This window comes from Herbiconiux sp. UC225_62 (genome assembly GCF_042694625.1).
In the GTDB taxonomy this organism is placed as follows: Bacteria; Actinomycetota; Actinomycetes; order Actinomycetales; family Microbacteriaceae; genus Herbiconiux.
The window spans coordinates 1,421,445-1,435,081 of sequence record NZ_CP170551.1 but is presented as its reverse complement, the minus strand read 5'-3'; the positions used below and the strand labels follow the sequence as shown (position 1 = coordinate 1,435,081).

The following is a 13,637-nucleotide window of genomic DNA, read 5'->3' as shown; positions in this document are numbered from 1 at the left end:
GGTTCTCTCCCTTGAGACGGTGGTGGTGTGAGGCAGGTCAGGGCTTGTCGGCCCAGACCGAATCGAGTCGTTCGAGGATGACGGCCACGGCCACCGCGCCCGCATCCGGCGAGCCGATGCTGCGCTCGCCGCTGTAACTGGCGCGTCCGCGCTTGGCGAGCATCGTCGTGGTGGCGTCGGCCGCCGAGCGTGCGGCGACGGCGGCGGCGTGCACCGTCTCGCCCGACGTGGCTCCGGCCGCGACGGACTGCTCGATCGCATCGGTCATCGGCACGAGGGCGTCGAGCAGCGTCTTGTCGCCGACATCCGCGTTGCCGCGGGCCTTGATGCCCTCGATCGCCGCCCGCAGCATCGCCACCACGTCGCTGCCCGAGATCGCGTCGCGTCCCTTCACGAGGCCGCCGGCCCGGATGAACGCCGTCCCCCAGATGGGCCCGGACGTGCCGCCGATGCGGCTCGTGATGGCCACCGCGATCTTCTGCAGAAAGGTGCCGATGTCGCTGCGGTCGTAGGAGTCCCAATCCTTCGTCACCACCTCGAATCCCCGGGCGAGCGAGTAGCCGAAGTCGCCGTCTCCGACCACCGAGTCGAGGTCGCCGAACGCCTTCTCGTTGTCGAGGCAGGTCTGTGCGATCGTCTGCACCACGAACTCGGTGTCGGCGAAGCTGGGTGTGGTCATCGTTCCTCCGGACGTTTGCGGGAATCGGGTCGGGGCCGGGTGCGGATCTCCTCGATGTCGCCGAGGGTCACCACGCCGTGAGGATGGATGCCGAGCGGGTCGTCGAGGGCGGTCGCCGGCTCGGCGGGGTCGCCGAGCGAACTCACCACGAGCGATGCCCCGGTGAAGTCCTCGTCGACGGTGTAGGCGCTCACCGTCACCACGGTGCGGAGTCCGGCGGCGAGGGCGGCGAGCATCCCGTTCGCGCTGTCCTCCACCACCACCGCGTCATCCGGATCGGCGCCGAGGCCCTCGAGCGCCAGCAGGTAGATGTCGGGCGCGGGCTTCTTGTGTGCGACCACATCGCCCGCGAAGACGCCGAATCGCGCGGCGAGATCGGGCCCCACCGAGTGCTCCAGCACGGCGCGGACGCTCGGTTCCGCCGACGTCGAGGCGACGGCGAGCTGCCACCCGGCCGCGTCGGCCTCCGCCACGATCCGGGCGATGCCGGGTCGCGCCGGCAGCCGCCCCTCGTCGACGAGCTGCGTGTAGATCTCGGTCTTCCGCTTGTGCCACTCGGCGAGCATCCGCTTCTGGCCCTCCGGATCGGCCGGCAACCCGTTCAGCCGCACGAACTCGGGCGTGAGCAGGCTCGCCATCCGCTCCTTCCCCCCGCCGATCTTCACCTTCTCGGCGTAGTCCTCGTCGCTCCAGCGCACCGGGATGCCGAACTCGAGGAAGGTCTGGTTGAACGCGGGGAGATGCCCGGCCCGCTCGGTGTCGGCGAGCACGCCGTCGCAGTCGAAGATGAGGGCGGGCACGGATGCCTCACCACGCCTTTCCGGCGCTACCGAACTTCGCGGCGAGCCCGGTGGTGAGGGCCACCACGTCGCCACGGACGTGCGCGAAGAGCGACGGCGGATCCCACTTGTTCTTCTCCTCAGCCGTCTTCAAGAACGCGAGGTTCGACTTCATGTAGGTGATCTTGAGGTCGGTGGAGATGTTGACCTTCGCGCAACCGCGCGAGATCAGGTCGGTGAACTGGTCGTCGGTCATGCCGCTGCCACCGTGCAGGGCGATGGGGACCCCGGTGGCCTCCACGAGGTCGGTGACGCGCTGGAAGTCGAGATCGGGCTTGGCCGAGTAGACGCCGTGCGCGTTGCCGATCGAGGGGGCGAAGACGTCGACGCCGGTGGTCTCGATGAAGGTGAGCGCCACGTCGAGCGACTGCCGGTGCGACTCGGTGTCGCTCCCGATGCCGTCCTCGACGCCTTGGATGGCCTCGATCTCGCCCTCGACGTGCGCGCCGTGGCGCCGGGCTTCCGCCACGACCTCGACGGTCTGCCGCTGGTTCTCCTCCACGGGCAGCGTCGACGCGTCGAAGAGCACGGAGTTCCAGCCCCGGTTCAGGCACTGGGTGATCACTTCGCGCTCGGGGCAGTGGTCGAGGTGCAGGGTGACGGGCACCTCGATGCCGGCCGTCATCGAGGTCCACATCGCGAACAGCACGTCGTAGCCGATCGACTTGACGGTCTTGACGGAGGTCTGCACGATCACGGGCGAGTTCGCCTCGACCGCGCCTGCCAGCACCGCCTCCAGGGTGAGGTCGTTCACGATGTTCACCGCCGGCACCCCGTACCGCTCCGCGAATGCGCGGTCGACGATCTCCTTCAACGACACGACGGCCATGAGAACCTCCTCGTCCCGCTGCTCACGCTAGGCAGCGGGCGGCGCTCGCGGAATGGGGGCTTCCCCCACCCCCGAGGTAGGGATGCCGGTGGGGACCCGCCCTGGCTCAGTGCGCGGCGAGGGCGCGGCGGTTGGGCGCGCCGGTCTTGCGCAGGATGGACCCCACGTGCTTCTCGACCGTCTTCACCGAGATGTCGAGCGTCGCCGCGATCTGCTTGTAGGGCAGACCCTGTTCGACGAGCGCCCGCACCTCGCGCTCCCGGGCGGTGAGGTGCTCGCCGGCGTCGGGTCCGGCGCCCGCCGAGCTGCTGAAGAGGTCCACGGTCATGAGCGAGTCGCCCCGAGCGGCCGCCACCACGGCGCGGGCGAGGCCGGCGGCATCCGCGTCGTGCTTCACGAAGCCCACCGCGCCGCCCTGGGCGGCTTCGCGCACCCCCTCGTCCGACACCGAGTCGACGAGCAGCACCACGGCCGCCCCGGGATCGACCGCGCGGAGATACGCGGTGAGGCGCACGCCGTCGATGTGCGGCATCCGCAGATGGGTGAGCACCACGTGAGGACGCAGCAGCTCGTAGGCGTCGACCACCTGGGCGGAGTCGGCCAGCTCGCCCACGACCTGGATGTCGGGTTCGGCGAGGGCGAGCATCCGTACCAGTCCGGCGCGGATCACCGGGCTGTCGTGCACCACGAGCACCCGCCAGCGCGAGCGTGCCGGATCGATGGGATCGGCCGGTGCCGACGGGATCTCGGCCCGGATGCGCGTGCCCCACCCGGGTGTCGAGTCGACCAGCAGCGACCCGCCCAGGTGTTGGGCGCGGGCGACCAGGCCGTGGAGGCCCAGCCCCGCCCGGGTGCTGCGGGCGTGGGCGTACACCGACGGATCGAACCCGCATCCGTCGTCCTCGATCAACACCGCCGTGCTCTCGCTGCCGTAGACGAGCCCCACCCGCACGCTCTGGGCGCGGGCATGCTCCACCACGTTGGTGAGCGACTCCTGCGTGATGCGGAACAGCTGTCGAGCCGCATCGGGATCGAGCGGTGCCGGGTCGCCGATCACCACGAGCCGGGTGGCGAGCGCGGCGGTGCTCTCCACCCAGGCGAGTTCGAGCGCGATCGCTTCGCCGAGGGAGTTGCCGTCGAGCAGGGCGGGCCCGAGGCCCAGCACGGTGCGCCGGGTGTCGGTGAGGGCGGCGCGAGCGGAGGCGCGGGCTTCGGTCAGCGCGGCGCGTGCGCTCGCGCCGGGGTCGAGTCGCCGTTCCGCGTCGTCGAGGTGCAGCAGCACGGCGGCGAGCCCGCGGCCGACGGTGTCGTGCACGTCGCGCACCATCCGTTCCCGCTCGGCCATGATCGCGGTGTCGCGGGCGCGTTCGGCCGCCTGGGCGTGCAGGCGGGCGTTGGTGATGGCGATGGCCGCGTGCGTGCCGAAGAGTTCGAGCAGTGCGGCGTCGTCGGGGGTGAAGCGACGCCGTGGGTCGCGGCTGAACACCACGCAGCTGCCGATGATGGTGCCGTTCCAGCGGATCGGCACGCCGATCACCCCGTGCAGTTCGTCGCGTTCGGGCGCGGGGATGTGGCCGCCCGGGATGTCGGCGTACTCGTCGAAGATCACCGGACGGCGCCGGCGCACCACTTCGCCGGTCACCCCCTCGTCGAGCGGGAAGGTGCGCCCCGATTGGCAGCCCACCCCGAGGTCGACCTCCTTGCGGTACGTGCCGGCCACCTCGTCGACGGTGCAGATCGAGCCGCTGTCGCCCCCGAGCAGTTCCATGGTGTGCTGCAGGATGCGTTCGAGCAGGGGTTCGAGGCTGAATTGACCCGCCAGGTCGGTCGCCATCGCGGCCAGGGAGTCGAGTTGCCGGCGCATCGGGTCGGCGGGCACGGGGCCGTGAGTCGGTTCTTCAGGCATGGGCGTGACCTCGGGGTCTCGGAAGCACGGAGGGCGGCATCGTCGTCGCCCCCATGCCCATCCTCTTCCGCCGCCGGTCGAGAATCCAGTGTTCGGGAGAATGCCGGTACTCTTGCTCGACGATGACCGACGAGCGCGCTGACCCCGGGACGCCCCCGCGCGGTCGCGCACACCGCGCCGGCGACAGCAATGCCGAGCTCCCCCTCGATAGTGACATCGAGATCACCGCGGGCGCCGAACGCCCGGCTCACCTGCGCCTCGGCTACCTCGGTCTCGTGGCGCTGGGCGGCGCGGCGGGTACGGCGTTGCGCGAGCTGATCAGCCTCGGCGTCGCGCCGATCAGCGGGTTCCCCATCGCGATCTTCGGCATCAACGTGCTCGGGGCGTTCGTGCTCGGCGGTCTGCTCGAGCTGCTCGCCCTGCGGGGGCCCGACGAAGGGCGGCGGCGGCGCATCCGTCTCCTCGTCGGCACCGGGGTGCTCGGTGGCTTCACCACCTACAGCTCTTTGGCCACCGACACGGCGCAGTTGCTCGCGGAGGGGTCGGTGGGCGTCGCGCTACTCTACGCGTTCGGCACGCTGCTGATCGGCGCGCTCGCGACCTGGGCGGGCATCGCCCTGAGCATGCGGATGGGCCTGCGCTCCGGCCGACACCGGGGAGTCCGCTCGTGACGCCGCTGGTGTTCCTCGCCCTGTCCGTGGCCGGTGGCGTCGGAGCCGCGACCCGCTTCTTCGTCGACGGCGCGGTGAAGTCGCGCATCCGGGGCTCGTATCCGATCGGCACCACGATCATCAATGTCTCGGGATCGCTGTTGCTCGGGCTGGTCACCGGGCTCGCCCTCGCGCACCTGGTGGCCGACGACTGGCGCCTCGTGCTCGGCGGCGGCTTCCTCGGCGGCTACACGACGTTCAGCACCGCGAGCTTCGAGACCGTTCGCCTGCTGCAGAACCGCCGCTGGAGCGCGGCGCTCGCCAACGGCGTCGGGATGATGCTCGCGTCGGTCGCGGCGGCCCTGCTGGGTCTCTGGCTCGGCTCGTTCGCGTGAAGTCCGGGGCACGGCGCCTCGGAGGCTACTCGACGGGCGCCGTCGTGCCCTTCTCCGGCCCCGACCTCACAGGGATGAGCAGCAGCAGCCCCACCAGCAGCACCAGCACGATGCCGAGGATGCCCCAGTACTGCACGTTCGCGTCGGCCCCGTAGATTCCGGCGCCGATGCCGATGAAGAGGGTGAACATGGCCGGGGCGAGGAAGGTCGCGGCCTTGCCCGTCGTGGCGTAGAGGCCGAAGATCTCACCGTTGCGCCCCTCGGGGATGCGCCGCGCGAGGAACGACCGGCTAGCCGACTGCGCCGGCCCCACGAAGGCGCACAGCGCGAGCCCGAATGTCCAGAACACGATCTGGCCGCCGTCGTGCAGGAAGAACACGGCGGTGCCGCACGCCACGAGCCCGATCAGCGAGGTCACGATCACGGGCTTGGCGCCGAACCTGTCGTCGAGCAGCCCCACGAGGATGGTCGACGCCCCGGCCACGATGTTGGCGGCGATGGCGAAGATGATCACCTGACCCGAGGAGAACCCGAACGAGCCCGCGGCGAGCACGCCCCCGAAGGTGAACACCCCCGTCAGTCCGTCGCGGAACACGGCACTCGCGATGAGGAAGTACGCGGTCTGCCGACTCTCCCGGAAGAGGGTACGGATGTCGCGGAAGAGGATGCGGTACGACTCGACGATCCCCACCCGTCCCGCCGCCGTCGCGGCCTCCTGCTTCGGCGACCGGTACTCCGGCACCGAGATCAGCACGGGCAGTGCGAAGATGCCGAACCAGATCGCCGAGACGAGCACGGTCACCCGGATCGGCAGCCCGTCGCTGTCCGGCACCCCGAACAAGGCCGTGCCGCCGATCGGCTCGATGAAGCCGAAGTAGACGAAGAGCAACAGCACGATGCCGCCCACATACCCCATGCCCCAGCCGAACCCCGAGACCTTGCCGATGGTCTTCGGCGTGGAGACCTGGGTGATCATCGCGTTGTAGTTGACGGTGGCGAACTCGTAGAAGATGGTGCCCGCCGCCAGGAGGAAGAGCCCGAGCCAGAGGTAACCCGGGTCGGGGGCCACGAAGAACATGGCGGCGCTCAGCGCGACGACGATGTACGTGTTCACCGCGAGCCACAGCTTGCGGCGCCCGCGGCGGTCGGAGCGCTGCCCGGTGATCGGGGCGAGCAACGCGACGAGCACACCCGCGATGGTCATGGCGATGCCGAGCTGTGCCGAGACCGCGGTCTCGCCCCCGAACGAATCGCTCGTGAGGTAGACGGTGAAGACGAAGGTGGTGATGACGGCGTTGAAGGAGGCCGAGCCCCAGTCCCAGAGGCCCCAGGCGAGCACGTGGGACCCTTTGGGGCGGAGACCGGTGCCGCCGCCCGCACCCGTCCCCTCGCGCTCCGCGGCCGCCGCGGCGACGGCGCTGGTGTCCGCCGGCGGCGGGGGTGTGAAGTCACGGGAAGTCGCACCGTCGGTCATGCAGTCACAGTAGCCCCCGGTGGTGAACAATCGGTGGCCCTCCGGCACGGATGTCGTAGCCTTCGTCTAAGGTGAGTGAAACTCAGGAGTGCAATGCGGAGGTGCTCATGGCGACGTTGGTGGTGTCGAGCCTGGTGGTGCGGGTCGCGTCGCCCGGTGTCGGTGTCGGTGCCGGTGCCGGTGCCGGTGGCGCGGGCTTCCGCCTGGTCTTCGAGGGAGAGATCGCCGGAGTCCCGGATGTCGGCGGCCGATCCCCGAGCGTGACGGCGGCCATCGCGGCACGGCGCGGGGGAGCGCGCGCGCAGGCCCACGGACCACTCGGGTCGATCGTCCAGGGGCGCTTCCGCATCCAGTCCGGTCTGCTCGGCGGGGCAGGGGAGTACGAGTTCCGGCTGGGCCTCGACTCCGCCGAGCTCTACGGTGGAACCGTTTTCGTCGAGCAGGTCGGCGTCGGGTTCGCGGTGGCGGGCCGGCACCTCCTTGACAGCACCGTGCTGTGGTTCGACGACGGCGCGAACGCGGATGCCCCGGTGCTCGCCCTCAGCTTCTGGTGCGCCGCGGAGGGAGAGGGCGGAGGCGTCGACGATCTCGACGCCGTGTTCTACCACAATGGTCGGCCCGCGCTCCCGACGGGGGTCGCCGGAGTGGGGCGTCGCGACGTGGAGACGCGGCTGGTCGACCTGCACGTCCCCTCCATCGGCCCCCCGCATCACCGGCAGGTGCAGCTGCGCTTCCCCGGCGCGCGGGCCTTCGTCCTCGGAGAGGTGCCGGGCGTGCACGATCTGAGCGCGCATCCGGGGGTCTACGCGATCCGGGTCACGCGTGGGCCGGAGGTGGTGGCGCGGGTGGTGTTCGAGATCGATCGGCACGGCGTGCTGCGCGAGTCGGGTCCGGTCGAGTGTCGCGCCGACGGTACGCGGGTGATGCTCCTCGGGGCGGGTGGGCGCTTCGGGCCGCCGCCCGCCGGAGGAGCCGCAACGCTCGATCCGGTCTACGCCCGGTTCTTCGCGGCCATCCGGCCACCGGAGCCGGTGGTCTTGGATGTGCTTCAGCGTTCGGCACTCGAGCGGGTCGCGAGCGACGTCGCGTCGTGCGTCGGGGCGGTCGATCCCGACACTCGTGCAGACCGGGCGCGCGCCGGGCTCCACCAGTTGCTCACCCGGGTCGAGGAGCTCGAGACGGTCGTGCCCGCTCGGTTCGCGGTGCACCTCGGCCGGGAGGAGGTCCCGTTCGAGCGGCTGCGCGAGATCGTGCTCGAGCAACTGAGCGTGCTCGACCCGGATCCCCTGTTCGCTCAGAGCGACGGCGTCATAGGAAACCCATAACGCGCACCCAGCCCTGGCGGGATCCGGCGCGCTGTGATGGATGAGCGCCGCCCCGCGCATCCATTCTTCAGCAAGGACATCTCATGCACGACTCCACCCCCGAATCCCTCCCCGACCCCGCCGGCGCGACCGACACCCGCCGTGCCGCGCAGTCCCCACGCCGTCGCCGTACGGTGCTCCTGGCCGGCGCTGCCGGCCTCGCGCTGATCACCGGCCTCGGCGTCACCGGCGCGGCCTTCGCGGCCGGTTCGTCGTCGCTCGCCGATGGCGCAGCCGGCTCCGGCGCATCCGTCACCCCCACCGTCGTGCAGGCGTGGGGCTACTCGCCCTACGGCAGCGGCCAGGGCGGCTACGGGTACTACGGCTCCTACGGGTACGACCCGTCCCAGTCCGGCGGATCGTCGAGCGGGGCGGGCACCGGCACGTCGTCCACGGCGGCTACCGACGCCGTGCCCGCGAGCGCGCAGCAGACGGCCGGGGTGGTCACGATCGTCTCCGACCTCCCCTACCAGAACGCCCGGTCGGCCGGCACCGGCATCGTGCTCACTTCCGACGGCCTGATCCTCACCAACAACCACGTGGTGGAGGGCTCGACGGCCACCGAGGTCACCGACGAGACCACCGGGCAGTCCTACACCGCGACCGTGGTCGGAACGGATGCGACGCACGACGTCGCCCTGCTCCAGCTGCAGGATGCGCAGGGCCTCACCACCGCATCGCTCGACACCGCCGACGCCGCGCAGGCGGGCGACGCGGTCACGGCGGTCGGCAACGCCGAGGGCACCGGCAACCTGGTGGCCGCCACCGGTTCGGTGCTGGCGACCGGCGCGAGCGTCACCACGCAGAGCGAGTCCGGCGTCAAGGGCGAGACCCTCGACGGCATGATCCAGATCGACGCCGACATCGTCTCGGGCGACTCCGGCGGCCCGCTGCTCGATTCCGACGGCGAGGTCGTGGGCATCGACACGGCCGCCTCCTCGGGCTCGACCGAGATCGTGGGCTTCGCCATCCCGATCAGCACGGCGCTCGACATCGCCGCGCAGATCGAGCAGGGTGTCGAGACCGACACCATCGAGATCGGCTACCCGGGCTTCCTGGGCGTGGAGGTCGGTTCGAGCCGCACGGCGTCCGGTGCCGTGGTGGCCGGCGTGATCGCTGGTACACCGGCAGCGGATGCGGGACTGGCGGCCGGCGACGTCGTGACCGGCGTGAACGGATCGGCCGTCGCATCCGGAGACCAGCTCTCCTCGGTGCTGGCCGGAATGGAGCCCGGCGAGCAGGTCGTGCTGACCTGGGTCGACGCCTCCGGGACCACCCAGCAGGCAACCGTGCACCTCGCGAACGGCCCTGCCGCCTGACCTGGGTCAAACTTGAGTCGGTTTAACTCAACTTTTGCTGTGAAAACTTGACTTGCGAGAGTCTGCCTGGAAAACTTGAACCCACAAGGCTCAAGTCTTGGCAGACTTTCGCAGGTTACGAACGCAACACAACAGAAGGAGAACAGCCGATATGGCTCGTGCAGTAGGCATCGACCTCGGAACCACCAACTCGGTGGTCGCCGTGCTCGAAGGTGGAGAGCCCACCGTCATCGCGAACGCGGAGGGTTTCCGCACCACGCCGTCCGTGGTCGCATTCACGAAGGACGGAGAGGTTCTCGTCGGTGAGACCGCCAAGCGGCAGGCCGTCACCAACGTCGACCGCACCATCTCCAGCGTCAAGCGCCACATCGGCACCGACTGGAAGGCCGACATCGACGGCAAGAAGTACACGCCGCAGGAGATCTCGGCGCGGATCCTCGCCAAGCTGAAGCGCGACGCCGAGTCGTACCTCGGTGACGCGGTGACGGATGCCGTCATCACCGTCCCGGCGTACTTCAACGACTCCGAGCGTCAGGCCACCAAGGAGGCCGGCGAGATCGCGGGCCTCAACGTGCTGCGCATCATCAACGAGCCGACCGCGGCCGCGCTCGCCTACGGCCTCGACAAGGGCAAGGAAGACGAGCTCATCCTGGTCTTCGACCTCGGTGGCGGAACCTTCGACGTCTCCCTCCTCGAGGTGGGCAAGGACGACGACTTCAGCACCATCCAGGTGCGTGCCACGGCCGGCGACAACCGCCTCGGTGGAGACGACTGGGACCAGCGGGTCGTCGAATACCTGATCAAGCAGTTCAAGGACACCACCGGTGTCGACGTCTCGAAGGACAAGATCGCCCTCCAGCGCCTCAAGGAGGCCGCCGAGCAGGCCAAGAAGGAGCTGTCCTCCGGCATGTCGGCCAGCATCACGCTGCCCTACCTCTCGCTCACCGAGAACGGCCCGGCCAACCTCGACGTCACGCTCACGCGTGCGAAGTTCGAGGAGCTCACGAAGGACCTCCTGGCTCGCACCGAGAAGCCCTTCAAGGACGTCATCGCCGAGGCGGGCGTGTCGGTCAACGACATCGCGCACGTCGTGCTCGTGGGTGGATCGACCCGTATGCCGGCCGTCGTCGAGCTCGTGAAGCGCCTCACCGGCGGCAAGGAGCCCAACAAGGGCGTCAACCCGGACGAGGTCGTCGCCGTCGGCGCCGCCCTCCAGGCCGGCGTGCTGAAGGGTGAGCGCAAGGACGTGCTGCTCATCGACGTCACCCCGCTGTCGCTCGGTATCGAGACCAAGGGTGGCATCATGACCAAGCTCATCGAGCGCAACACCGCCATCCCCACCAAGCGGAGCGAGACCTTCACCACCGCCGACGACAACCAGCCGTCGGTGGCCATCCAGGTCTTCCAGGGCGAGCGTGAGTTCACCCGCGACAACAAGAACCTCGGCACCTTCGAGCTCACCGGCATCGCGCCGGCACCCCGCGGCATCCCGCAGGTCGAGGTGACCTTCGACATCGACGCGAACGGCATCGTGCACGTGTCCGCGAAGGACAAGGGCACCGGCAAGGAGCAGTCGATGACCATCACGGGCGGCTCGTCGCTGCCCAAGGAGGACATCGAGCGCATGGTGCGCGAGGCCGAGGAGCACGCCGCCGAGGACAAGAAGCGCCGCGAGGCCGCCGAGGTGCGCAACCAGGCCGAGACGCTCGCCTACTCGACCGACAAGCTCATCAAGGACAACGACGACAAGCTGCCCGACGACGTGAAGTCCGAGGTGCAGGCCGATGTCGACGCCCTGAAGTCCGCTCTCGCGGGTGAGGACGACGACGCGGTGAAGACCGCGTTCGACAAGCTCAACGAGAGCCAGCAGAAGCTGGGCCAGGCGATCTATGCTTCTGCTCAGGCCGACGCGGCTGCGCCCGACGCGGGCGCGCAGGAGCCGACCGAGTCGTCGTCGAGCGATGACGACGTGGTCGACGCCGAGGTCGTCGAAGACGAAGACGAGCCCAAGAAGGACAACTGAATTCATGACTGACGACAAGAACGGTCGCCCCGGAGACGAGGGCCCCGAGGAGCCGATCATCCGCGACAAGCGGCGCATCGACCCCGAGACCGGTCAGGTTCGTCAGCCTGCTGCAGAGTCGGGGGCGCCTGAAGAGGGCGCTCCCGACTCGGGCTTCATCCAGGCTGAAGGACCGGATGTGGAGACCTCGTTGACGGATGCGGACCTCGCGTTCCTCTCGGGCCAGACCTCGGCCGACGAACTGGCTGCGGAGCGGCTCGCCGACCTGCAGCGCGTCACCGCCGAGTACGCCAACTACCGCAAGCGCACCGAGGCCAACCGCGAGATCGAGCGCGAACGCGCGGTCGGCGAGGTCGTGAAGGTGCTGCTGCCGGTGCTCGACGACCTCGATCGGGCGGAGAAGCACGGCGACCTCACCGAGGGCGGCCCGTTCGCGGCCATCGCCACGAAGCTGCGCTCCAACGTCGAGCGGGTGGGTCTCAAGCCCTTCGCCGCGGCGGGCGAGGAGTTCGATCCGCAGGTGCACGAGGCGATCTTCCAGCAGCCGAGCGCCGACGTCGAGAAGCCCACGATCGCTGACGTGGTCGAATCCGGGTATTACCTCGGGTCCACGCTGCTACGCGCCGCGAAGGTCGTAGTGGCGGTGCCCAATGGCTAGCCAGGACTGGTTCGACAAAGACTTCTACAAGGTGCTCGGGGTGTCGAAGGACATCTCGGATGCCGACCTCAAGAAGGCTTATCGCAAACTGGCCCGGCAGTACCACCCCGACTCGAACCAGGGCGACGCGAAGGCCGAGTCCCGGTTCAAGGAGATCTCCGAGGCCTACTCGGTGCTTTCGGATGCCGAGCAGCGCAAGGAATACGACCAGATCCGCGCCATGGGCTCCGGCGCTCGCTTCACGGCGGGCGGCGGGGGCCAGGGCGGCGGCTTCGAAGACGTCTTCGGCGGCATGTTCGGGCAGGGTGGCGGCGGTGCTCGCGGCGCGAGCTACAGCTACCAGCAGGCTCCGGGCGGGTTCGACGACATCCTCGGTGGCATGTTCGGGCGGGGCGGCGGTGGCTTCGGCGCCTACGGCCCGACGCGCGGGCGCGACGTCACGGCGCGCACCACGATCGACTTCATCACCGCCGTCAAGGGCGACACCATCAAGCTCCAGACGGCGGATGGCAAGCCGATCACGGTGAAGATCCCGGCCGGCGTGGCCGACCAGCAGAAGATCAAGTTGCGCGGCAAGGGCGAGCCCTCGCCCGACGGCGGCGAGCCCGGCGACATCGTGCTCACGGTGTCGGTGCGCAAACATCCGGTGTTCGAGCGCGACGGGCTGAACCTGCGCGTCAACGTGCCTGTCACGTTCGTGGAGGCGACTCTCGGTGCCACCATCGAGGTGCCCACCCTGGGTGGCGCGCCCGTGAAGCTGAAGGTCGCGGCGGGCACTCCGTCGGGCCGCGTCCTGCGCGTCAAGGGGCGGGGCGTCGAGTCCTCCAAGGGCAAGGGCGACCTGCTCGCGGTGGTGCAGGTGGCGGTTCCCAGCCACTTGAGCCCTGCGCAACGCGAGGCCCTCGAGGCGTTCCACGCCGTGGAGCCCGCCGAGAACCCCCGCACCGAACTCCTCGCCAAGGCGCGGGAGTAAGTATTTGCCGCCAACCGCCCCAAATCCCGAGTTTTCGGGCGGTTGGCGGAAAATAGTTCATGAGAAGGGAGCGAGACATGAGCGACGTCGACGAGAACTCGCCCCTGTTCGCCATCGCGGTCGCCGCTGAGCTCGCGGGGATGCATCCGCAGACCCTACGCCAGTACGACCGGCTGGGACTGGTGTCGCCGACCCGCACCGCCGGCAAGTCGCGCCGCTACTCCATGCGCGACGTCGTGCAGCTGCGCGAGGTCGCCCGTCTCTCCTCGGAGGGCGTCTCGCTCGAGGGAATCGCGCGCATCCTGCAGCTCGAGAACCAGGTCTCCGCCCTCGGGGCCCGCGTGCGCGAGCTCGAGTCGGCGCTCGCCGACGAGTTGCTCAACCGCCCCGGTCGTCGCGTCTTCGCCGCCGGAGTCGAGGGTGAGGTCATCTCGCTGAAGCACGGCACGCGCACCCAGCGCCGCACCGAACTCATGGTCTGGCGCCCCAACCGCCCCGAGTGACCGGCGCCACCGCGTACGGTTGACG

13 protein-coding genes are annotated in these 13,637 nt (G+C 69.7%); 8 read left to right on the top strand and 5 right to left on the bottom strand.

What is annotated here, in order from left to right; all coding sequences use genetic code 11:
• Positions 1-37: 37 nt before the first annotated feature.
• The 4 genes from dhaL to ACFJGU_RS06845 form a co-directional block, all read right to left on the bottom strand.
• Positions 38-679: a dihydroxyacetone kinase subunit DhaL gene (dhaL, locus tag ACFJGU_RS06860; protein ID WP_382308836.1), complete on the bottom strand. Its 642-nt coding sequence runs from the start codon at positions 677-679 to the stop codon at positions 38-40.
• Positions 676-1,479, bottom strand: coding sequence for an HAD-IA family hydrolase (locus ACFJGU_RS06855; RefSeq protein WP_382308835.1), 804 nt, complete (start codon positions 1,477-1,479; stop codon positions 676-678). Before ACFJGU_RS06855 ends, dhaL begins: the two co-directional genes overlap by 4 nt.
• Before the next feature lie 7 nt (positions 1,480-1,486).
• On the bottom strand, positions 1,487-2,347 hold the full coding sequence (locus ACFJGU_RS06850; RefSeq protein ID WP_382308833.1) for a ketose-bisphosphate aldolase: 861 nt from the start codon (positions 2,345-2,347) through the stop codon (positions 1,487-1,489).
• 106 nt (positions 2,348-2,453) lie between these two features.
• Positions 2,454-4,253, bottom strand: a complete 1,800-nt coding sequence (locus ACFJGU_RS06845) for a GAF domain-containing protein (RefSeq protein ID WP_382308832.1) — start codon at positions 4,251-4,253, stop codon at positions 2,454-2,456.
• 122 nt (positions 4,254-4,375) lie between these two features.
• On the opposite strand from ACFJGU_RS06845, the gene ACFJGU_RS06840 reads away from it, so the two are divergent.
• Positions 4,376-4,924, top strand: a complete 549-nt coding sequence (locus ACFJGU_RS06840; protein ID WP_382308830.1) for a fluoride efflux transporter FluC — start codon at positions 4,376-4,378, stop codon at positions 4,922-4,924.
• Complete coding sequence (gene crcB / locus ACFJGU_RS06835; protein WP_382308829.1) at positions 4,921-5,298, top strand: fluoride efflux transporter CrcB; 378 nt, start codon at positions 4,921-4,923, stop codon at positions 5,296-5,298. The genes ACFJGU_RS06840 and crcB overlap by 4 nt, the downstream gene beginning before the upstream one ends.
• A 25-nt stretch (positions 5,299-5,323) precedes the next feature.
• On the opposite strand, the gene ACFJGU_RS06830 is transcribed toward crcB, so the two are convergent.
• A complete protein-coding gene (locus ACFJGU_RS06830) occupies positions 5,324-6,772 on the bottom strand; it encodes an MFS transporter (protein ID WP_382308827.1) in 1,449 nt (482 codons plus the stop codon).
• A gap of 71 nt (positions 6,773-6,843) precedes the next feature.
• On the opposite strand from ACFJGU_RS06830, the gene ACFJGU_RS06825 reads away from it, so the two are divergent.
• The 6 genes from ACFJGU_RS06825 (at position 6,844) to ACFJGU_RS06800 (ending at position 13,612) form a co-directional block, all read left to right on the top strand.
• Complete coding sequence (locus tag ACFJGU_RS06825) at positions 6,844-8,097, top strand: hypothetical protein (RefSeq protein ID WP_382308825.1); 1,254 nt, start codon at positions 6,844-6,846, stop codon at positions 8,095-8,097.
• A gap of 83 nt (positions 8,098-8,180) precedes the next feature.
• Positions 8,181-9,455 carry a S1C family serine protease gene (locus ACFJGU_RS06820; protein ID WP_382308823.1) on the top strand — a complete coding sequence of 425 codons (1,275 nt, stop codon included), beginning with the start codon at positions 8,181-8,183 and terminating at the stop codon, positions 9,453-9,455.
• A 151-nt stretch (positions 9,456-9,606) separates the two neighbouring features.
• Positions 9,607-11,478 carry a molecular chaperone DnaK gene (dnaK, locus tag ACFJGU_RS06815; RefSeq protein WP_382308821.1) on the top strand — a complete coding sequence of 624 codons (1,872 nt, stop codon included), beginning with the start codon at positions 9,607-9,609 and terminating at the stop codon, positions 11,476-11,478.
• A gap of 4 nt (positions 11,479-11,482) precedes the next feature.
• Positions 11,483-12,136 carry a nucleotide exchange factor GrpE gene (locus ACFJGU_RS06810; RefSeq protein ID WP_382308819.1) on the top strand — a complete coding sequence of 218 codons (654 nt, stop codon included), beginning with the start codon at positions 11,483-11,485 and terminating at the stop codon, positions 12,134-12,136.
• Positions 12,129-13,109 (top strand): DnaJ C-terminal domain-containing protein, encoded by a 981-nt coding sequence (locus ACFJGU_RS06805; protein ID WP_382308817.1) that lies wholly within the window; start codon positions 12,129-12,131, stop codon positions 13,107-13,109. The genes ACFJGU_RS06810 and ACFJGU_RS06805 overlap by 8 nt, the downstream gene beginning before the upstream one ends.
• Positions 13,110-13,186: 77 nt before the next feature.
• Positions 13,187-13,612, top strand: a complete 426-nt coding sequence (locus ACFJGU_RS06800; protein ID WP_382308815.1) for a heat shock protein transcriptional repressor HspR — start codon at positions 13,187-13,189, stop codon at positions 13,610-13,612.
• Positions 13,613-13,637: the final 25 nt, after the last annotated feature.

Excerpts from the sequence above, each read along its gene's own strand:
- dhaL (WP_382308836.1), bottom strand. The coding sequence starts at position 679 with ATGACCACACCCAGCTTCGCCGACACCGAGTTCGTGGTGCAGACGATC.
- ACFJGU_RS06850 (WP_382308833.1), bottom strand. The coding sequence starts at position 2,347 with ATGGCCGTCGTGTCGTTGAAGGAGATCGTCGACCGCGCATTCGCGGAG.
- ACFJGU_RS06845 (WP_382308832.1), bottom strand. The coding sequence starts at position 4,253 with ATGCCTGAAGAACCGACTCACGGCCCCGTGCCCGCCGACCCGATGCGC.
- ACFJGU_RS06840 (WP_382308830.1), top strand. The coding sequence starts at position 4,376 with ATGACCGACGAGCGCGCTGACCCCGGGACGCCCCCGCGCGGTCGCGCA.
- ACFJGU_RS06830 (WP_382308827.1), bottom strand. The coding sequence starts at position 6,772 with ATGACCGACGGTGCGACTTCCCGTGACTTCACACCCCCGCCGCCGGCG.
- ACFJGU_RS06820 (WP_382308823.1), top strand. The coding sequence starts at position 8,181 with ATGCACGACTCCACCCCCGAATCCCTCCCCGACCCCGCCGGCGCGACC.
- dnaK (WP_382308821.1), top strand. The coding sequence starts at position 9,607 with ATGGCTCGTGCAGTAGGCATCGACCTCGGAACCACCAACTCGGTGGTC.
- ACFJGU_RS06810 (WP_382308819.1), top strand. The coding sequence starts at position 11,483 with ATGACTGACGACAAGAACGGTCGCCCCGGAGACGAGGGCCCCGAGGAG.
- ACFJGU_RS06805 (WP_382308817.1), top strand. The coding sequence starts at position 12,129 with ATGGCTAGCCAGGACTGGTTCGACAAAGACTTCTACAAGGTGCTCGGG.
- ACFJGU_RS06800 (WP_382308815.1), top strand. The coding sequence starts at position 13,187 with ATGAGCGACGTCGACGAGAACTCGCCCCTGTTCGCCATCGCGGTCGCC.